Origin of the sequence: uncultured Albimonas sp. (assembly GCF_963977235.1) — a bacterium.
GTDB lineage: Bacteria > Pseudomonadota > Alphaproteobacteria > Rhodobacterales > Rhodobacteraceae > Albimonas.
In genome coordinates this window covers 44,127-66,303 of record NZ_CAXBOD010000010.1, presented here as the reverse complement: position 1 = coordinate 66,303, position 22,177 = coordinate 44,127, and the positions used below count along the sequence as shown (strand labels likewise).

The 22,177-nt window shown below is 71.1% G+C and carries 1 protein-coding gene (running past one end of the window); it reads right to left on the bottom strand.

Annotated features, from left to right (window positions below; all coding sequences use genetic code 11):
• Window positions 1-22,177, bottom strand: the 5' portion of a protein-coding gene (locus AAC134_RS08035; RefSeq protein ID WP_339948555.1) for a calcium-binding protein. The gene continues 10,499 nt to the left of window position 1, outside the view; only the first 22,177 of its 32,676 coding nucleotides appear in the window; the start codon lies at window positions 22,175-22,177; its stop codon lies beyond the left edge, outside the window.

Sequence of the window (22,177 nt, the reverse complement as noted above, 5' to 3'; positions counted from 1 at the left end):
CGACCGAGCCCAGCGTCAGGTCGCCGTTGGTCTCGATCAGGTAGAGATTCTCGTCCGAGCGCACGTCGAGCACGCCGCCCGCCCCCGCCCGCGTATCGACATCCAGCGGATTGCCCGCCGCCCCGATCTGGCCGCTGAGCGAGGTCAGGAAGATCGAGCCGCCCGTCACGTCCGCCCGCGGCAGGGTCGAGGGACTGTAGAGCTCGGCGCTGTCGGGATCGCTCGGGTCGCTCAGATCGACCGCGTCGAGGATCGAGCCCCAGGCCAGCAGGCTGACGTCGCCGCCCGAGGAATGGACGGTGCGGATGTTCATCGCGCTCTCGGTCTCGGCGAGCACGATGTCGCCGCCGGCGATCGCGGTCAGCAGCCCGATGGTCGAGGGGGTCGCGTCGCCCCGGGTCTCGATCTCGAGCGGGTTGAGGAACGTGCCGATGGAGCCGCCGGCCCGCAGGTCGAGATGGGTGGCCTTGATGTTGATCAGCTCGTTGCCGATGCCGTCCAGGATCGAGCCCTGCGCCACCAGCGAGATGTCGTCCTCGAGCGAGAAGGCGGTGAACAGGTTGATGTCGCCGTCCAGCTCCTCGACGAAGATGTCGTCCTGGGCGCGCAGGGTCAGGGTCGCGTCGGACTGCAGGTCGAGCAGGACCGGCGCCTCCCGCGTGCCGATGCCGCCCGAGCCGGACTCGAGCACCAGGTCGCCGGAGTTGACGTTCCAGGTCCCGTCGTCGCTGCCGTTGGTCAGGTCGCCCGAGGCCTTCACCCGCGCGCTCTCGCCTGCCGAGAGGGCGCCGAGGTCGATGCCGCTCTGCGAGCCGATGTAGAACTCGCCGCCCGCCGAACCCGAGATCTGCCCCGAGACGGTGACGTCGAGGTCCTCGCGCTGCTGGATCTGCAGGTAGGTCAGCTCGACGAACTGGTCGACGACGAAGGTCTGCGCGGCGCCGAAGTTGCTCAGCGGCGCGCCCTTGAGGACCAGCGAGGCGCCGTCGGCCGAGACGGACTCCACCTCATGGAGGGACTCCGAGTCGTTCTCGTTGGCCGCCGGGCCGCCGACGATCAGCACCTTCATGCCCGCCTTGAAGGCGTTGAAATCGCCCGCGGATCCCTCTATCGTGTCGCCGCCCGAGACGGTCGCCGAGACCTCGGCCGAGACCCCGCGCGGATCGAGCGCGATGCCCGAAAGCGTGACCTCGACGATGTCGAAACCGGCGATGCGGGTGCGGGTCTCGTCCAGCGTGATCACGTCGCCGGAGACGGACTTGATCGTGTAGAACGGCCCTTCCTCGGTGGCGTTGGCGGTGGCGCCCTCGATCTGGATCACCATGCCCTCGGTCAGGTCGGAGGCCCAGGCGGCGCCGTCGTTGCGCTCGATCTGGTCCTCGCCGTTGGGGCCGGCTGAGGCGCGGAAGGTGACCTCGGTCGTGTAGCGCCCGGTGGTCCCGTAGAACAGGTCGTTGCGCTCGGCCGAGCCCAGCAGCACCCGCTGCGCCTCGCTCAGCGAGGCGCCGCCCGAGATGTCGATGATCTCCGAGCCCGAGGTGCGGCCGATGTCGCCGCCCGCCTCGATCCACACGTTCACGCCGACGATGTTGGCGTCCTCGATGGTGGTGACGGTGTCGGAAACCTCGGCCAGCAGACCCGCGCCGATGGCGTTGATCAGCTCGTCCTCGGTCCACAGACGGATTCCGCCTTCCAGCTCGGCAAGCTCCTGCGCGGTCAGCGTGTAGGCGTAATCGGGATCGTAGGCGGCGGTCTCCCCGCCACAGGTCTCGAGCAGCACCCGGTAGCGCTGGGTGCGGGACTCGCGCAGCGTCTCGATGGCCGCGGCGACATAGGCCTCGACGTCCGCGGGATCAAGGATGGGCTCGTCGAGGTCGGCGGCCTGCTCGGCATAGAACGCTTGCAGCGAGGCGAGCTCGGTCGGCTCGATCTCCAGCCGCGCGCCCGCGTCGTAGGAGGGGTGCGTGGGGTCGAAGATGTTGGGATCCGCCTGCTCGCCCCGCCACTTCCAGTAGGTGTTGTACTCGTCGGTCTTCGCGGCCTGCCTGGCGGCGATGGCCTCGTCGACCTTGTCGTTGCGCCCGTCGCCGTCGGCGTCGCCGGTCAGGTCCAACGCCCCCCACACGGTGGAGCGCAGGGTCGAGACGGCGCGGTCGTCCGTCTCGACCGAGTTGTCGCCGTCGAAGATCGAGGCCGGGGCGATCAGCTCGATGTCGCCGCCCGCGATCAGGTTCTCGATCGTCAGGTCGCCCGAGACTTCCTCGAGATAGGCGCCCGCGGCCGCGTCCACGTTCAGCTTCGAGGACTCGGAGGTCCCCGCGTCGATCTCCAGCCGGTTGCCTGCGCCCGAGGCGCCGATGCCGCCGGTTTCGGTCGCCAGCGTGATCGCCTGGCCCGTCACCCGGCCGCCGTTCGCGGCCTGGATGTCGCCCTGCGAGACCAGGACCGCGTCGCCGGCCGCCGTGATCTCGGCCACCCGCGCGCCGCCCACGACGCCGCCCACGGAATTGGCGAGCTCGTAGATCGCCACGTCGCCGTGGGTCGAGACGGCGGTCAGGCTGCCCGGCCCGCCGTCGGTGACGTCGGTGCGCAGCAGCGGGACGATGGCCGCCGCCGCCTTGGGAGACTCGATCCCCAGCGCCTGCAGCAGGGCCCGGTCGGGGGCGACGCCCACGCCCAGGTCGCCGCGAAGCTCGACGTTCTCGCCGCCCACGCGGGCCGCTTCGCCCTGCGAGGTGATGGTGCGGTCGGACGAGATGTAGGTGTCGCCGGTAGCGTTGGCGATCGGGCCGCGCACGATCACGTCGGCCTCGTTGCCCAAGATCGTCACCCGGCCGCGGTCATTGCCGATGAAGTCGATGTCGATCGGGTAGTCGGCCTTGATCGAGTGCGTGTCCACGGTCGAGGTGAACTTGGTCTCGGTCTGCTCGGTGTAGTAGGTCTTCTTCCCGTACCAGGTCGAGGTCGTCCACCGCCGCTCGGTCGTCACCGGATCGGAGAGGTTCGATTCCGTCTCCGAGTGGATGTAGGGGTCGGCGACCTGATCCGGCTTGAAGGCGAAGTAATTGGAGTCCGGCACCAGCGTCGCCGGCCCCAGCGGCGTCACCGAGGGCCCCGAGACGATGTCGTCGGGATCGGGAACCAGGAAGTCGATGTCGAGCCAGGTGGCGGTGGCGTAGGTGGTCACCGTGCGCTCGCGCGCCTCGAGCGCCACCGACCAGCCATAGCGCCAGCCCTCCAGCGGATCGTAGTCGGGGATCGCGCCGCGCGCGTAGCTGTCGGTGCCCGGGGTCTGGGTCTCGTTGACCTGGATCGTGCCGTCGTCCTGCAGCTGGTAGATCGTGGTGAAGGGAACCGTGGCCTCTTGGGTCTGCACGACGCCGTCGTCGTCGATGTATTCGACCTGGCCGGTGATCTCGCCCTTGGCCTTGTCCTTGATGATCAGCGTGCCCTGGCCGCCCTTCTCGATGTCGAGCCGCTGGATCACGAGATCCACGTCGGGCTCGTCGCCGAACTCCATGTCGTTGGTGATCAGGACGTCGGCGTAGCCGCCGAACACCCGGATCTCGCCGCGGTGGGTGTTGAGGATGTGGCCCGTCAGGTCGATGAAGCCGCCCGAGGGGGTCAGCTCCTCGATCAGCACCTCTTGGGTGGCGGTGTCGTAGCGGACGAGGAAATCGTCGCTGTCGACGTCGAGGACCTTGATGCCGGTCGCGCCGTCCTCGCGATAGTCGAGGATCTGCTGCTTCACGTCCGCGGTCAGGGTCAGGGCGTAGTCCGCCTTGCCCGACTGCATGATGCCGTTGATGTTGATGTATTCGGCGTCGATCGAGATGCGGTCGGCCAGCAGGTCCGGCTCGGCGTCCTCGGCGTAGCCCGCGCCGTTGATCGTGTCGATGTAGTCGTTGAACGCCGCCAGCTGCTGCGCGATGAACGCCGCCTTCTGGGCCGGGGTCGCTCCGGTGTTCGCGGCCGGGGTCGCAGGCGTGCCCAGCACGAACAGCAGGAACTCCTCGTAGTCGTAGGCGTATTCCTGGCCGAAGGACGCGAGCAGGGTGACGACCGAGTCGTAGATCGCCCGGTTCTGCGCCGTGTCCTCGGCCGGGCTCGCCGGCGAGCCGGTGAAGGCGAGGTATTCGTCCGTGCTCAGCCCCTGCCCGTCGGCGGGGATCGTGCCCGCCAGCGTGGTTGCGAACAGCCCGTCGGGCGAGGTCAGCGGCAGCCAGTTCGACGACGGCTCCCCCTCGACCGAGAACGAGGTCACCCCCTCGAGGAAGAAGCTGCCGCCCGCCGCGATCGACAGGTTGGCCGCCACGATCGGCGCGGTGACCACGATGTCGCCGTTGCCGCCGGGCACGGCGGTCGACAGGATCACGTCGCCGCGCAGGTTGCGGATGCCCTCGATCTGGGTCAGCCCGTCCTCGTCGGTGACCTCGAGCCCGGCGACGGTGATGTCGGGCCAGGGCGGCAGCGTCTCGGGCTGCGGGTCCAGCGTGGCGAGGTTGAGCGTGTTGCGCACCGAGATCACCGGCGCGCCGGAGTCCGCGGTCGGCGCGTTGAGCGAGGCGAAGTCCGCGTCCTCCCGCACCTGGTTGGCCTCGCCGGCGAGGTTCAGGCGGTTGTCCTCGTCGACCGCGGCCTGGTTGATCGCGTCGATGGCGCTGTTCATCGCCGCAAGGCCGCCCGCGCGGCTGACCTCGGCGCCCATGAAGAACACGCCGCCGTTCACCTCGGGGATCTCGAGCGTGGTGATCTTGAGGAAGGCGGAGGTGTCGTTGACGATCTCGATCGAGGCGTCGCCGGGCGTGTCGAAGGACCCCGCGCCAAAGAGCTGGTCGCCGAAGATCTGCACCGTGCCGGCCTGGGCGACGGTGGGGTCGACGACGATGGTCAGCGCATACTGCTCGATGGGCTGGATCACCGTGCCGGCGCCGGTGGTCACCTCCTCGGCGACCCCTTCCGAGAGCATCTGCGCCTCGAGGCGGGCGATCTCGGCCTCGTAGAAGTCGACCAGGTCCTGGTCGACATAGTCGTTCGGGTCGGCGGTGTTGGTGTCGGGGATCTTGTAGCGGTTGAGGTTCTCGATCGCGTCGCGCCAGGACTTCTCGAGGCTCGACTGAACCGCCTCGACCTCGACGGTGAAGCCGATCTCGGTCTCGCCCTGGCCGGGCGCCTCGGTGACCACGGTGACGTTGGCCGCGGCGGCCTCGGCCGAGGCCGCATCCTCGCTGAACGAGCCCGAAGGCCCACTCGCGCCGTTGTCCACGATGTCGACCAGCTTGAGGAACTTGGCGCGCTGCGCGCCGGTCTTCAGCTCGCCGTCGTTGCGGACCTTGCCGTAGGCCTCGTAGGTGGCGGCGCCCGAGAACAGCTCCTCGGTCCCCGAGAGGCTGTTGATCCCGTCGGCGATCGAGGAGGCCCAGTTCACCCCCTTGGCCCGCGCGATCAGGTTGGCGATGCCGGTGTCCTCGGCGACGATGCGGATGTTCTGGTAGCTTTCGAGCGTCGAGTCTGCGCCGATGTCGACGGTGTTGTCGGTCAGCAGGAAGGCGTTGGCGGTCAGGTTGTTGATCGGGATCGCCGAGCCCGCGAAGTTGTCGGTGCGCACCTCCATGGTGTGGGAGTCCGCGCGCAGGTCCTCGTCCCCGCCGGTCGAGACGGTCAGGTCGCCGCCCGCGATCAGATCCACGTCGTCGCCGAACACCACCTCGTTCGAGGGGCGGATGTCGGCCTGCGCCACGCCCACCGCCACGGTGGCCGCGCCATAGGTCTCGGAGTTCGACTTGATGTAGATCTCGCTCGAGGCGTTGGCCGTCAGGTCGACGTCGCCCTCGACCTCCACGTCGGCGCCCTCTGCGATCTTGACCCGCGCCTGGAAGGACTTCGTCTCGAGCAGCGAGGTCGCGCCCGCGCCCGACAGCGCGCCCGCGGTCCACAGGTTGACGGTGTCGTGGTGCACGATCTCGTTGTAGGCCGACATCGTCAGCGTGCCGGGATCGAAGGCGCTGTTGGCGACGTCGACCTCGGCGTCGGTCCCGATGATCGACTTGGTCACGAAGGTCAGGTCGGTGTCGCTGTCGGCAGAGGCGCCGGCGGCCAGGCCCCCGGTGTCGCCTTCGATGTTGTCGCCCACGTCGGGCTTGTCGGCGGTGTTGGCCGAGGTGATCTCGATCGACTTCGCGTCCACGTCGGCGTTGGCGCCGATCCTGGCGATGACGGTCGAGACGACGTCGTGCTCCACCTCCGCGCCCGCGCCCGCCAGGATCCCGCCCGAGACCGCGTCGATCTCGGCCGAGAAGTGGGACCCATGCGCGGCGCCGATGATCAGGCTGCCGGCGCCCTCGCCGGTCAGGTCGATGTCGGCGTCCCCGATCTCGGCCCGGGTCTCGCCCAGCGTGTCGGTCTCGGCAGAGCCGGCCGCGCCCGCGACAAGCCCGCCCGAGCCGGTGGTCACGTCGAGAACCTGGGACTCGTCGCCCGTGGCGGTGATCTCCAGCGTCTGCGCGGTGACGGTCGAGCCGTCCGCGATCCGCGCGATCGTGTCGACCTCGACCCGGGTCTTGGCGATGGCCGAGCCTGCGCCGATCAGCCCGCCCGCAGAGGCGGAGGCGTCCGCGCCCAGCGACAGGTCGCTCTTGGCAATGATGCGCACATCGGCAGCCGTCATCGTGCCGCCGGCGTAGCTCGCGTGCGCGTCGCCGGTGACGCGGGCGTCCGCCTCGGTCGAGCTCGCCCCCAGCAGCAGCCCGCCCGCAGAAGCGGTCGAGACGGCCGAGGCGTTGTCGCCGTGGTGGGAGGTCAGCAGCCGCGCCCGCACCGTGGCCTCGCCCCCGGCGACCGTCCCGCCCAGGGTGGCGGTGGCGTTCGACGCGATGTCCACGTCCGCCTCGGAGCCCGCCATCGACAGGCCGCTCGAGACCGAGAAGCCCCGCGCCTCGGCCGCGCCCCCGGCACGACTGTCGGCGTGGACTTTCAGGGTGTCGTCGACCTCGAACGTGGCGTCGATGGCCTCGGCCGTCACGTCGCCCAGCACGTCGACAAACACCTCCGAGCCGCTCGCGGCCGCCGAGACCAGCCCCAGCGAGACCGAGGCGACGCCGGTGTAGCCCTCGCCCCAGGCCTGGCTCTCGGCCTCGACCCGCATGTCGCGCGAGACGTCGATGAGCTTGCCGTCCCCGTCCACCGAGGCGGTGACGTCGGTGTCGGAGGTGGCGGTGATCCGCGCGCCGCCCCCCGCGATGGCAAAGCCCAGACCAATGGCGACCGCAACGGCCGCCGCCTCGCCCGCGCCGCGGATCTCGCCCTCGTCGAGCGCGGTCACGGTCAGGTCGCGCGCCTCGATCTCGACGTTCTTGACGGTCGCGTCGACCGAGTTCGCGACGGTGTTCGCGGCCTCGGCGACCGCAATCGAGATCGAGCCCGCGAAGGCGCCCGCCGAGCCTGCGATGGAGGCGGCGCCGACGTAGGAGTCGATCTGCGCGTCGTCCATCGCCTCGACCGTCACGTCGCGCGCCGCTATGCCCTCGCCGAGCTGATCCTCGATCGAGGCCTCGACCGCGTAGGCGATGGCGTTGGCGGCGAGCGTGACCTGGGTGGCCGAGGCGGCCCCCACGAAGCCGCCGGCGATGGCGACCGAGAAGCCCGCCACGTCCGCGTCGATGGCGGCGTCCGCCTCGGCCCGCACGGTCAGGTCGTTGTCCGCGTCGATCCGGCTGCCCGAGACCCGCGCGAAGACGCCCGACGTGGTCCCGTCGCCGATGCTGTTGGTCGCGAGCGACGAGCCGATCGAGACGCCCACCCCCGCCAGCCCCACGCCCAGCGACACGGCCGCCGAGACCACCAGCGCCTCGATGCTCGCCTCGCTCGTCGCCTCGACCCGGATGTCGCCCCCGCCCAGCGAGCCGCCCTCGGCGGTGAGGCTGGCGTCGGTCACGTCCGCGCTGACGGTCGTGGCGATGGTGTTGACCGCCGAGGCCCCTGCCCCGGCCACCGCGATCCCTGCGCCCAGCGAGAACCCGGCCGCGAAGGAGGCCGCCGCGGTGAAGGCCCGCACGGTCGAACGGTCGTCGGCCTCGACAACGATGCCGCCGTCGTGCGCGATCACGCTCGCGCTGCGGATCTCGGCATGGGCGCCGCCGGAGATCTCGTTCTCGGCCAGCGCCACGGAGATCGAGATCGAGACGCCCGCCGAGTAGCCGAGGGTCGCGGCGACCGCCACCGCGGCCGTGGCGGCCTCGATGCGCGAGACCTCCTCGGCCGAGACCTCGACCGAGCCCGCGCTCACGCCCTCCTCGAAGCCGTAGGCGCCCGCGCCGTCGCCCTCGATCCAGGCGTCGACGTTGCTCGAGACCTGGTTGAGCCCGCTGACGCCCGCGCCCGCGCCGCCGACCCCGAAGCCCCCGACCGCAGCCGCGGCCGCGCCTGCGAAGAGGACCGAGCGGATGGTTCGCTCCGCCTCCGCCTGCACCGACAGGGCGCCGTCGGCCTGAAGGCTGGTGTCGGCGACATAGGCGGTCACGTCGCCCGCGCCCGCCGCCAGATTGCCGTCGATGTCGCGCCCCAGGAAGTTGCGCGCCACGCCCACGCCGATCGAGACGCCCACCGCGCCCCCGCCCGCCGCGACCGAGACCGCCGCGGCCAGCACCGCGGCGTTGATCCCGGTGGCGCTCTGCGCCGTCACCTCGACCCCGCCGTCGCTGTCAACGCGGCCCACGTCGGCGATATGCGCGTCCACGCTCGAGAGGACCGAGTTGATCGACACCGCCCCGGCGCCGGCCACCGACACCCCCAGCCCGCCGGCCGAGATCGCCAGCGCCGCGGCCGCCGAAATGGCGTTGATCGAGGCGCGCTCGGCCGTGAAGGCCGACCCGTCGCGAGACAGATTCCAGGCGCGCCCCCGCTCGTCCACGACGACCCAGGCCTCGCCCGCCTCGATCACCGCGAGGCGGACCGAACCCTCTATCTCCGCGCCCGCGGCCGCCAGCAGGTCGCGCACCGCGCCCAGCACGATGGCGTCGCGGGCGGCGTCGGCGGCGGTCTGCTCGCCCTCGACCGCGCCGGCGATGGTGGCGCCGGAGCCGTCCTGCACGCCGGCCGTGTCGTCGTCCTGGTCGGCGTAGACGTCCTGCGTGGCGACGTTGTCGAGATAGTCGGCCGCGCTCGGGTCCTCCGGCAGGCGGCCGTCATCCTCGTCGGGGTCGTCGGAATAGGTCGGCGCGACAAGGCCGTAGCCGGTCGGCAGCAACGCCAGGCCCGAGACATCGAGCGGGGCGGCGCCCGTCTCGGGGCTCTTGGCCACGACAGAAACGCCCCCGGCGCCGGCGTCCACGTGGCGCACGCCCACGATCTGCGCGGTGACGTCGTTGGCGATCTCGTTGATCGAGACGGCGACGCCCAGCGACACCCCCACGCCCACGCCGCCGAAGGAGGCCGAGATCGCGGCCGCCCCGGTGAAGCTGTCGATGGAGGAATCGTCGTTGGCCTCGACGAAGACGCCCTCGGCGATGATCTCGGTGGTCCCGTCGGGGCTGTCGGTTTCGCCGACATAGCCGTCGATCGCGGCGATCACGTCGGTGGCGATGCGGTTCTCGGACCCCGCGCCGGCGCCCGAGACGCCCACGCCCACCGTCCCGCCCGACACCGCCGCGGTGGCCGCGAGCACGGCCGAGACGATGCTCTGCGCGCTGTCGGCGTCCACGCTCAGGGCGCCGCCCGCCTCGATGGAGGAATTCTTGACGAGCGCCGAGACCTCGCCCGGCGCGGCCCCGCGACTGACCAGCTTCCAGGCGTCGGGGTTGCCGAAATCGAGGTCCTGCAGGCGCACCACGTCGTTGCGCCGGTCGAACAGATCCTCGTTCTCCTGGTCGAGCACGTCGTAGTCCGCGCCCACGTATTCGTAGACGTCGCCCTCGCGCACCCCGTCCGAGATCTCGACCAGCGTCGGCGCGGGGGCGCCCGCGTGGTCGGCGGCCGCGAGATCGCCCAGCCGGATCTCGGTCGCCTCCAGCGCCAGCGTGGAGAAGTTGAAGGTCGACGTGCCGATGGGGGTTCCCGCCACCGTCCGCTCGCCAAAGCCGATGAAGTTGCGCGCGACCGAGAGGCCCAGCGCCGGGGCCACGCCCGCCGTGCCCCCCACGCCCAGCGCGAAGGCGACCGAGGCGACCAGCGCGGTCACCTCGCCGAGGGACTCCGCGCGCACCGTCACGTCGCCCGCCGCCTCCACGTCCGAGCCGTCGACCAGCGCCCGGACGTCCGAGAGGATCGTGTTCTCCGACCAGGCGCCGGCGCCCGCGATGCTGACCCCCGCCGTGCCGCCCACCGCGAAGGCCACCGCCGCGGCGGCCGACAGGGCGGTGATTTCGGAGCTGTCCGTCGCCTCGACCCGCACCAGGCCGGTCTCGGCCTCGAGGCCCGCGTCGAGGGTCTCGATCACCGCCTCGGTCGCGCCCTCGATGGTGTTCATCGCCACCGAGACGCCCAGCGACACCGCCACCGAGGCGCCGCCGGAGAAGGCCCCGGACACCGCGACCGCGGCCGCCAGCGCGGAAATGGCCGAGGCGTCGTCCGCGTCCACCGTGATGCTGTCGGCGGCGATCGCCGGGCTCGCGCCGCCGTCGTCGCCCGAGATGGCCGCGCGCACGTCGTTGTCGATCTCGTTGATCGCCACGACGCCCGAGCCCGCCACGCCGATCCCGTTGCCCCCGCCCGCGGCGATGGCGACCGAGCCCGCCACGACCATGGATTCAATGGTCTGGGTGGAACTCGCCGACACCGCCAGCGCGCCCTCGGCGTCGACCCGGCTGTCCACGATCTCGGCCGAGACGCCCGATGCGGCGGAACCGCCGTCCCGCTCCCTGCCCATGAAGTTGCGCGCCACCGAGACGCCGATGGAGGCCCCGACCGCGTTGCCCGATCCGCCCGCAAACGACAGCGAGGCCGCCACCACCAGCGCCTGGATCGAGGCCGCGTTCTGCGCCGTGACGCTGACATCGCCCTCGACGTCGAGATCGCTGTTCTCGATCAGCGCCGAGGTGGTGGAGTTGATCACGTTCTGCGAGTAGGCGCCCGCGCCCGCAACGGCCACCGGATTGCCGCCGGAGATCGAGGCCGCAAATGCCGCGGCCGCCGAGACCGAGGAGACGGTCGCCCGCTCCACCACAAGGTCGCCGGTGTCCGACAGGCTCAGCCGGTGCACGACCCCGTCAAGCGTGATCAGGGTCCAGCCCGCGTCATCCGCCGCCTTCGCGAAGCGCAGGATGTCGGAGGGGGCGATGTCGAGCCCCGCCGCGCTGAGGTCGGCGGTCAGCGCCGCCAGCGCCAGCGCGTCCCCATCCGCGTCGTCCTGGTATTCGTCGGTCCCTGCGGTGGAGTCGTCGTCGGGGGTCTCCTCGGCCGCGTCATACAGCTCGGCCGCGGTGAGGCTGAGGTCGCCCGCGGCGATGGTGGTCACCTCGCCGCCGCGGGTGGTTGCGGCGACGGTCACGTCGTCGCTTGCGTCCGTGCCGGCGGACTCGAAGGCGGCCACGTTCACGATCTCGGCCGAGACGTCGTTCTCGATCTCGTTCATCGCGATCGAGAGGCCGATGGCGACGCTGGTGGCGTTGCCCGAGCCGATGGCGACCGAGATCGCCGCGGCCCCGGCCAGCGAGCCGATGGAGGAGGTGTCCTCAGCGCTCACGCTGGCGCGCGAGACCACGATCCCGTCGCTCGCGCTGCCCGGCGCATCGTCGCCCGAGACCCGCGCCGAGACGTCCGAGCCGATGCGGTTGCGCGCGAACACGCCCGCCGCCGAGACCGCCGCGGCGTTGCCGCCCAGCCCCACCGCCACCGCGCCGGCCGCAGCCAGAACCGAGGCCGAGATCGACTGATCGCCCGTCGCCTCCACCGCCAGGTCCGCGTCCGCGGCGCCGTTGTCGAGCAGCGCCGTGTTCTCCATCAGCGCCTGGGTGACCAGCCCGCTGCGGGCGATGTCGATCCGCTTCCACAGGTCGGGGTTCGAATAGTCCTGCAGCGAGAGGTCCACGTCCTCGGGCGGGGTCTCGCCCACGAACTCGAACACCTGGCCCAGCCGCAGGAAGTCGCCGACGATGCGCACCACGTCGCCGGTTTCCAGCGCCACCGTCTCGTCGGAGCCGAAGACCTCGGCCGGCGCGAGGATGTCGGAGTCCTCCACCGCCACCGTGCCGAAGCCGATGTTGTTCTCGGCGATGGACAGGCCCACCGCCACCGCGGTGGTGTTGTTCAGCCCGCCCGAAGCGGTGACCGCCGCGGCCAGCACGTCGGAGTCGATCACGGCCGCGCTGCCCGCGTCGACCCTCACGGCCGAGGCCTGCACCACGCTGTCGACCAGCCGCGCGGTCGTCGCGCCCTGGATCGCGTTGGCCGAGATCGCCCCCCCGCCCGAGGCCCCGAAGGCCCCGCCGCCGCCGACCGAGACCGAGGCCGCGACCGCGCGCACCACCGCCGTGACGCTGGCATCCTGCGAGGCGAGCACAGACACGCCTCCTGCGGCCGAGATCGGAAGCGCGTCCGTCCCTGTCCCGAGGATCGCCGCATCCACGAGCGCGTCGATCTGGTTGCGCGCGATGGAGGCCGCGATTGCGACGCTGAGCGACTTGCCCGACCCCAGGTTCAGCGAAACCGAGGCCGACGCCGCCAGAACCTCGGCCCGGATCGTGGCGGCGTCGGCCGCGCTGACGGTGATCGCGCCGGCGTTGGAGCGCAGCTCGTCCGCCTCGACCACGTTGGCCACGGCGCCCGAGGCGACGCGGTTCAGCGTCACGATAGGGGCCACCGCGATGGCCTTCTCGTCCTCGCTCGAGCCGATGGAGACCGAGGTCACGATGACGGTGTTCTCGACCTGCGCTTCGATGGTCCCGGCGTTGGTCGCGGTCACGCTCAGCGCGTCGTCGGCCACGGCCGAGCCGCCCTCGATGGCCGCATAGGCCCGCGCCCGGTCGACGTCGCCGATGGAGGTCCCCAGCAGCGCGTCCACGGTGTTGAACAGCACGTTCTGCGGCGCGATCCCCACCGAGTTGAAGGCCAGCGCCACGCCGATGCCGATGGAATCGCCGCCCCCGCCCTGCACCCGCGTCGTGGTCGTGGTGGTCGCCTCGATGGTCGCGGCATTGGTCGCCGCGACCGTCAGATCCCCCCCGTCGACGCCGCCCGCGGCGTCGAGCGCGGTCATGGCGGCGTCGCGGGCGATGGCGCGGGCCTCGCCCAGCACGGTGTTGGTGGCGATGATCGCGTTGACCGCGAGCACGGTGCTCGACTCCTCGCCCGCCGCGAAGACCGAGCCGCCGTCGGCCTTCACGATGCCGGTGTTGGTCGCCTCGACCGTCGCGGTCTCGGTGGCCGTCACGGCGATGGAGCCGTCGCTCGCGTCCACGTCCGAGCGCCCCACGATGGCGTCCGTATCCGCCCGCAGGTCGTTGAGCGAGATCAGCCCGCCCGCGGCGGTCGCGTCGCTCTCGGAGATGTTGAAGTTGAAGCCGACGTCGTTGAGGATCCCGAAGATCCCTGCAAGATCAACGGGATCGATCTCCTTCCACAGGGTCTCGTCGGTGAAGTCGGTGGTCGCGAGGTCGACCGTCACATAGCCGTCGGTGTCGTCGCTGGCGTCGTTGGGATCCTCGCCCACGAACATGTAGAGCGTGTCGTCGGCCGGATCCTCGGTCCCCGCCGCATGCAGCACCTTCTGGCCGAAGCGGATCTGCCGCTCGCCGGAGTTCTGGGTGAACTGGTATTCGTTGGCGAGACTGTCGAGCGCGCCCAGCGCCGTCGAGATGCCGCCGTCGTTGGAGACGGTGGTGATCGCCTCCATCGTGTTGTCGGCCTGAAGCGTGGCGGAGTCGGTCGCCGACACCGTCACGCCCTCGTGCCCGTCCACGTCGTTGCGCTGCGCGGCGCCGCCCGCGACCAGGGTCCAGTCGTCGTCCGCGGACGGGTCGAACCCGTCGAAGTCGACGCGCATGTCCTCGCCCGTCAGCTCCCAGATCGCGCCGGCCTCGGTCTCGAACCGTTCGCCCGTGCGCGCCCAGCGCTTGCCGTCGCCCTCGCGCCAGTCGGCCACGTCGAGGATGGCGCGGCTCTCGGACGACAGACGGTTGTAGGCGATCACCGCCCCGAAGGCCTTGCCCGAGGCGCCGGTCAGCGCGCCGGCCGAGGAGGTGGCGTCCCCCGAGGTGTCCGCGTCGATCAGCGAGGTGTTGGTCGCCTCGACCAGCACCGCGCCCGAGGCGTCGAGGTCCGAATTGATCACCCGCGCGGTGGCCGAGACGGGCTGCTCGCCCGCGAAACTGTCGGTGAACTCGGCGTCCGAGACCTCCGGCGATCCGATCAGCGCCTCGAGCGCCAGCAGGTAGCGCGAGGTCGGCGACCAGCCGGCGCTGTTGATCGCCATCAACACGCCCACGGCGGTGTCGCCGGTGGAGGTGTCGGCCAGCGTCTCGGCGATCAGCTCGCCGGTGTTGGTCGCGCGCACCGTGATGTCGCCATCCGCGCCGCCGCCCGCCGTCAGATCGGAGTCCGCCACCGAGGCGTCGGCCGAGGCCAGCAGCAGGTTCGTCGCGATGACCCCGTTGACCGCCAGCGAGGTCCCCTCGCCCAGCGCGCTGCCCCCCGAGGAGGAGGCGATGGAGTCGGTCCTGGCCTCCATCCGCGCGTTCTCGACCGCCTCGACCAGGATCGCGCCGCCCGAGGCGCGCAGCTCCGCCTCGATCACCCGCGCCGTCGCGCCGCCGCGCAGCTCGTTGTAGACCAGCAGCCCGGCCGCGCCGGTGGAGTTGGAATCCGAGACGTTGAACCCGGTCGGCACGATCGAGGAGAGCGCGAACTCCTTCCAGAAGTTCGGATCGGTGTAGGTCGCCCCCGCCAGGTCCGTTTCGACGTCGTCGTCGCCCATCCAGACATAGACCTTGCCGGCCTCGCCCGCGCCGGAGAAGTCGTCCGACAGGCGCACCAGCTGGCCATGCTGGAGGAACACGCTCTGGGCGTCGTCGGTGGCCACCCAGTCGGCCGGCGTCAGGTCGTTCAGCGTCTCCTGGAAGACCGCCGCGCCGCCGTCGTTGGAGGTGGAGCTGTCCGAGGTCAGCTTGGTGTTGGCAAAGGCCAGGATGTCGTCGCGCGCAACCACCGAGACGCCGAGGTCGCCCGAGACCTGCGTCCCCGCCGCCGCGCCGGAATTGTCGATCGCCGCGACCGCCTTGCCCGCGATCTTGTTCGAAGCGACGGCGAAGCCGATCGACTTGCCCTCGGCCCCCTTCAGGGCGGAGGCCTCCGAGACGGTGGAGTTCGAGAGCGTCGCGTTCAGCAGCTCATCGGACTCCGCGGTCACGGCGACCGCGCCGGCGGCGTCGATGTCGGAATTCAGCACCTGCGCGCGGGCGGAGGAATAGGTCAGCCCGCCCAGCAGCTCCTCGGAGATCAGCGGATCGGTCAGCACCGTCTCGACGAGGCTGAAGAGGACGTTCGAGCTCTCCCACCCCAGCGTGTTGAACGCCAGCGTGACCGAAACGGCGGTGTCGCCCGCCTTGGTCGAGGGCGCCAGCGTGGCGTCGAGCGTGGCGGCGTTGCGCGCGGCGACCGTGACGTCGCCCAGCGCGCCCGCGCCGGTGGCGGCGATTTCGCTGTCGAGCACCAGCGCCTCGGCCTGGCTCTGCACCAGGTTGGTGGCGATCTGGCCGTTCACGGCCAGGCTCTCGCCCGTGCCCCAGGCGCTGCCGCCCGAGGAGGAGACGTTGGAGAGCAGCGTCGAAAGGATCGCCGTCTGCGCCTGCGCGGTGACCGAGACGGGGCCGCCGGCCTCGACGTCCATGCCGATCACGGCGCTGAACACCTCGCCCCGCGCGTCGTTCAGCGCGATCAGCCCGCCCACGGCGCGCGAGTTGCTGTCGGCGAGGTTCCCAACATTGGGGAAGGCGTCGGCCAGCACGTCGTCGAGCGTGGTGACGTCGACCCAGCCGGCCCCGAAGTCGACCGCGTCCCAGTCGGTCACGGCCAGCGGCGCGGGGCCCTGCCACTCGAACACCCGGGTCTTGAGGGCGGCCTCGCCCCCATGCTCGGTCGCGACGCGCACGCGCTGGCCCTCGGTGACGGTCTGCGCGCCGGAATTGGTGGTGTAGTCGTAGTCGGCGCTCAGCAGCTCGACCGCCACTCCGACCAGCCCGTCGACGTTGTTGGAGACCGAGGACGAGACATCGAGCGAGATGTTGGCCACCACGTTGGCGCTGTCGACCGCGTCGACAGTGACCGCGCCGCCCGCCTCGAGTGTGCCGCCGCCGAAGACCGAGGCCGCGCGCCAGTCGTCGTTCGTGGCGTAGCTCTGCGCCCCGTTGGCGAGGTTGACCGCGATCGGCGCGTTGATCTGCGTCCAGTCGGCGGCGTGATCGGCGATCAGCGCGCTCAGATCCTCGCCGTCATAGACCTCGAAGTCCCCGGGGGCCGAGACCAGCAGCGCCGCGATGTCGGGCGCCGCAACCGGGTCGCCGGTGTAGCGCAGCAGCGCGCCAGCGGCGAAATCGCCGGTGTCGGCGGCCACTTCGACGAGGGCGCCGGTCGCGAGGCTTGCCGGGCTCGCGTCGCTGGCGATCGTGGGCTCGGCGGCGATGCCGGGGCCGTCGTAGCGCAGGATGTCGCCCTGCGCGAAGCCGCCCGCATCCTCGTGAAGGCGCACGGTGATCGGCCCGTCGACCGCCAGCAGGCGAGTGCGGCTGGTGTAGTCGAAGCTTTCGACCGGAGCCTGGTCCTCGCCCACATACTCGTAGACCTGGCCGCCGTGCAGGACCCGGTCGCCCGTGCGCAGCGCGTCCACGGTCTGAGAGGACTCGAAGTCGTGGCCGACCGAGGTGATCACCGCCGAGGTCGAGGAGTTGATCCGGTTCGTCGCCAGCGCCCCGCCCGAGGCCTGGCCGTTGGACCCGTACTTGAGCTTCTTGTCGGTGTCCTTGGACTTGTCGAGCTTCTGCTGGGCCAGCATGCGGTCGACAAGGACCTTGCTGTTGGTCACCTCCTGGGCGACCTCATTGCCCACGCGGGCGTTGACGATGTTGACCAGCGCCACCGTCAGAACGTCGTCCGAGGCGTCGCCCGCCAGCGCGCCGAAGTCGCGCTTGACCTGCCAGGCCCGGCCCTCGGCGTCGGTGACGAACCAGAAGGCGCCCGTCTCGACCGTCTCGACCCTCAGACCCTGCGCGTCGAATTCGATCCCTTCGGCGGCGAACCGGTCGGCGAGCGCGCCAAGGATCGCGGCGTCGCCATCCTCGTCGTCGGAATCGCCCTCGGCGGTCCCAGCGTCATCCAGCGCCTGGGCCGTCGCCTCGACCTCGGCGCTGTCGAACTCGAACAGCGTCTCGCGGCTGTCGGCGGTGACCAAGACGTCGCCGCTGGCCAGCAGGTCGGCGTTCAGCGCCGTGGCGGTGGCCGAGGCCGGCGTTTTCTCGAGCAGGTAGTCCGAGCCGAGCAGCGCGTCGAAGACCTGGAAATACAGGATCGAGGAATCGAACCCCACCGCGTTCAGCGCGATGGTGGCCGCCGCCCCCTCGGTCGTGGCGGTCATCGAGGTCAGCACCTTCGCGTCGAGCGCCGCCAGGTTCAGCGCCGAGATCGTGATGTCGCCCTCGGTCCCCGCCGTGGTGTCGAGGGAACTGTCGACCACCTTCGCCTCGGCCGAGGAATTCAGCTCGTTCATCGCGAGGATGCCGCCCGTGGCCTTCACCGCGGCGATCGAGGAGGTCTCGATCGCCGACAGGGTCGCCCGCTCGGTCGCCGTGACGGTCACGTCGCCGGTGGCCACGATGTCGATGTTCTCGACCCGCGCGAGCGCGCCGCCCGTGGCCTCGTTGCGGGTGACCAGACCCGTCAGCGCTTCGGAATCGCCCGCCGACAGGTCCAGCGCCTTCATCAGCGACGAGGCGACGACGCCCGGCACGACGTTGGTCGCGTCCACGGCCTTCCACCAGTCGGGGTCGTCATAGGCCCGATCCGCGGGCAGCGCGCCGAGATCGAGCGCGGTCCCGTCGGGTCCCATCCAGCGATAGAGCTGGCCGGTGTTCTCCTCGCCCGGCACGTCGCTGCCGACCCAGACCCGGTCGCCGAATTCCAGCGTCTGCAGGCCGGATTCGTCGGTGTACTCGTAATTGTCGAGCAGGCTCTGCGCGAAGTCGTTGATCAGCCCGGCGCCGAGGTCGTTGGTCTTCTTGACCGTGGTGTCGAGGTCGGTGCGCGTCTTCAGCAGCACCGCGTCTGTCGCCGAAACCGTGACGTCGTCGAGGAAATTCGCGTCGGGCGTGTCCTCGGTCCGGCTGCCGACGACGCCCATCGCGGCGCCCTCGAGCTCGACGATCTCGGCGACGGCCGAGGCGGAGATCCGATTCGAGGCCATCACCCCCGTCGCCGCGAAGCCGCTGGCGCCGAAGAAGGCGGCCGCGTCGGCCTTGGCCCGGGTGTCGATGGTCGCGTCGAGGGTCGCGGCGTTCTGCGCGGTGACCGCGACCGAGCCGTCGGCGTGGATCGCGAAGCCCGAGACCCGCGCCGTGACGTCCGAGGGGTCCTCGCTGGCGATGTCGGTCTTGTAGTAGGTGTCGAGCGCCTGGGTGACGATGTCGCCCGGCCGGTAGCCCACGGTGTTGAACGCGACCACGATCCCGACCGCGTCCGCCCCCGAGGTGGTGGCGTTGTGGATCTCCGCCGCCAGCCGCCCGTCGTTCGCCGCGGTCACCGAGACGTGGCGCCCCGCGGTGGCGGAGCCGTCCTCGACCCGCGCCGTGGCCTCGTTCTGCACCGAGTTGAAGGCGAGGACGCCGTTGCCCGCCACGGACTCGCCCGTGCCCCAGACGCTGCCGCCCGAGGACTCGACGCTGGTGTCGAGCACCGCCTCGATGTCGGCGTCCTGTGTCGCCGAGACGCTGACGTCGCGCTCGGCGACCACGTCGCCGCGCAGGATCCGGGCCTCGGTCTCGACGTCGATCTGGTTGCGCGAGAGGGTCGCGCCCAGCGCCATGGAATCCGAGGATGTGAGATTGTAACCGGTCGGAATCGTGGAGGTTTCGGGAACCTCCTGCCAGAGGTCGAGGTTGGTGAAGTCGGTCTCGTCGAGGTTCACGCCGCTCGCGGCGTCGCCCATGAACCGGTAGATCAGCCCCTGGGCGCCGGCGCCGTCGCCCGCCGCCTCGTAGCCGCGGGTCAGCCGCACCCGGTCGCCGAAGCCGAGATCGACCGAGGTCACGTCGGCCGTGCCCCCCGTGCCGAACGTGTCCGGATCGCCCGCCCCCGAAACCACGAAGTCGCTGTCGAGGAACAGGCCCAGCGTCTCGTTGATCTGGGTCAGCCCGCCGTCCGAGGAGGTGGCCGAACTGGCCACCAGCGTCACCTCCGAGAGGATCGCCGAGACGTCGACGGCCGAGACGCTCACGTCCCGCCCGGCCTGCGTCTGCGTAACCCCGTCGGCGCCCAGATCGACGTCGGCGGTCGCCGCGTCGTCGATATAGGCGAGCGTCGCGCCCTCGAGCACGTTGAACGCGATCACCGCGCTCGCGCCCATGCCCTGCGCGCCATAGAGGTAATCGCCGTCGGTCCCGCCGGCGCTGGACTCGGCCGCGTTGGAGGTGACGGCGTCGATCAGCATGTCGGACGCGGCGGCCACCTCGACGTCGCGATCGGCGTTCACGTCCGAGGACTCGATATAGGCTTGGGTCAGCGCGGGCTCGCCCGACAGGCCCAGCTCGGTCCCGAAGAAGACGTCCACCGCCTGGCCGGCGATGTTGGTCACGTCGCGGCCCAGCACGTTCACCGCCACCGCGACGCCGCCCGCCACGTTGGAGCCGCCGATGACCTTCTGGGTCGCGTCGGTGCGCGCGGTGACCAGCTGCGCGTTGCTGGCGCGGACCTTCACGTCGCCCGCGGTCCCCATCGCCCGCACGCCCGAGGCGGCGATGAAGGCCAGCACGTCGCCCCGCATCTCGTTGGAGGCCAGCACCCCCCCGAAGGAGATCCCGATGTTGGGCGCCGTGAGGTCGATGTCGGAGTTGTTGGAGATCGCCATCACCTGCGTCGTGGCGATCAGCGTCATCTCGTTGGTCGCATCGACCTCCACCGCCCCGTCGCGGGCCGCGACCTCCGAGCCCGAGATCGACGCCTCGACGTCGCGCGCGACCTCGTTGACCGCGGCGGCGACCTCGAAGGTCACGTCGGGCAGGCCCAGGCCGACCTCGACCACGGTGTCGAGGATCGTGTCGATATCTTCCTCGAGCCCGGCCGAGGTGACGCGGACCCGCGCGGAATCGGTCGCCGTGGCCGAGACGCCGGCCCCCGAGACCACGTCGGAATTCACGATCTTCGCCCGCGTCGCGCCGGTCACGTCGTTGCCCGAGACCTTGGACTCGGTCTCGTAGAGGGTCGCGTTGCTCGCGATCAGCGAGACGGACCCCATGTCCACGTCGGCCATCGCCAGCCGCGCGACGGCGCTGTCCTGGGAGACGTCGAGCCCGGTGACGCCCACGAAGGTCGAGGCGACCCGCACGCCGATGGCGCCGGCGTTGCTCGCGCTGATGCTCAGCGCCCCGCCCAGCGTCGCGCCGGGCCCGCCGACCAGGACCTCGGCCGAGCCGTCGCCGATCCGCGCCACGCTCGAACGGGTCATGTCAACGTTGGCGAACAGCACGTCAAAACCGGTGACGTCCGACAGAACCCCCGCCTCGACGTCCACATCCACCGTGGTCACGTTGGCCGCCGAGACGGAGACCGCGCCCGAAACCTCGAGCGTCGCGCCGCCCAGAACCTCGGCCCGGGTCATCGCGACCACCGTCGCGTCGATCCCGCCGAGCCCCAGGGTAGCCTCTGCGTCGATGATGTTGGCGGTGTTGGCCAAGAGGCTCAGCGAGCCGGCCCGGATTGTCGAGCTCGCCCCCACCTGCACCGTGGCCGAAGCGTTGGCGCCCGCCGTCTGGGCCGGCGAGGCCGAGCCCGAGAGCGTGGCGTGCGCGGTCGCCTCCGCGCTCAGCGTCACCGCGCCCGAGGCGGTGATGTCGCCCAGCACCACGACCGAGGCGGTCGCCGAGGCCGAGGCCGCGCCAGAACCGGAGGTCGCGGCGTCCGAAGCGGTCGCGTCCAGCGTCACGAAGCTCATCGCGCCGTTGGCGCCGACGTGCGCCGCCTCGGCGATCAGGATGGATTCCGCCTCCACCAGCAGGGAGCCGGTGTAGTTCGGATCGAAGCTCTCGATCTCGAGGAAGTCGACGCCCTCGCCGCCCGAGATGCGGATCGAGTCGGTGACGTTGAAGGTGATCAGCTCGAAGCTCGACCCGTCGAGGGTGAACAGCGATCCGTCCCAGCTGAGCCTCGCGTCGGGATCCGCGCCGTTGCTGAGCACCACGTCGAGGTCGGCGGCGGTGTCCACGATCACGATCGGCTCGAAGCCCGACAAGGCGAGTCCGGTCGCGTCGCGCCAGATCGTGCCCGACTGCGGCCCGTCGACGTCGTAGCGCAGGGCGCCGACGTCGCCCTCGAAGGTCAGCGTGTCGAAGCCGCCCTCGCCGCCCTCGATCCCGCCCGAGATGTTGGCGGCCTCGACGACGACGAACTCGTCCTGGTTGCCCGCCGCGCCCTCCAGCCGCTCGACCCCGGTGAAGCTGACCGCGCCGCGCCCGTCGCTGGCCGAGCCGCCGTCGAGCTGGTCGATGGTCCACAGCATGTCGCCTGCGGTCGCAAAACCCAGCAGGTCCGAGCCCGCGCCCCCGTCGAACGACAGCGCCGGCACGCCCGCGTCCCCGAACGAGGCCGCGTCGACGAAGACGGAGTCGTCCCCCTCCCCGCCCAGGATCGACAGCGCGGTGATCTCGGAGAGGTCGCCGAAGGCCAGCAGCGCGCCGCCCTCGCGGTCGAGCACCTCGACCCGCTGCACGACGGCGGTCGCTTCGCCTTCGCGCCGGGTTTCCTCGTGCATGCGGACCAGGAGGTCGGCGTCGCGTCGGTCGGGGAACAGCGCGCCCACGTCCAGCGCCAGCACGTCGGCGTTGAGCAGGATGCGCGGCTCGAGCGGGTCGAGCGTCAGGCGGCGGGCCGCCGCCTCCAGTCGTCGAAGGCGTCGCGGATCGCGGTGTCGAAGCCTGGCCCTCACCCCCCGGTTGAACGGCAGACGAGGAAGCGAGCCCGCCTCCTGCGGCTTGAACGGCGACGACAT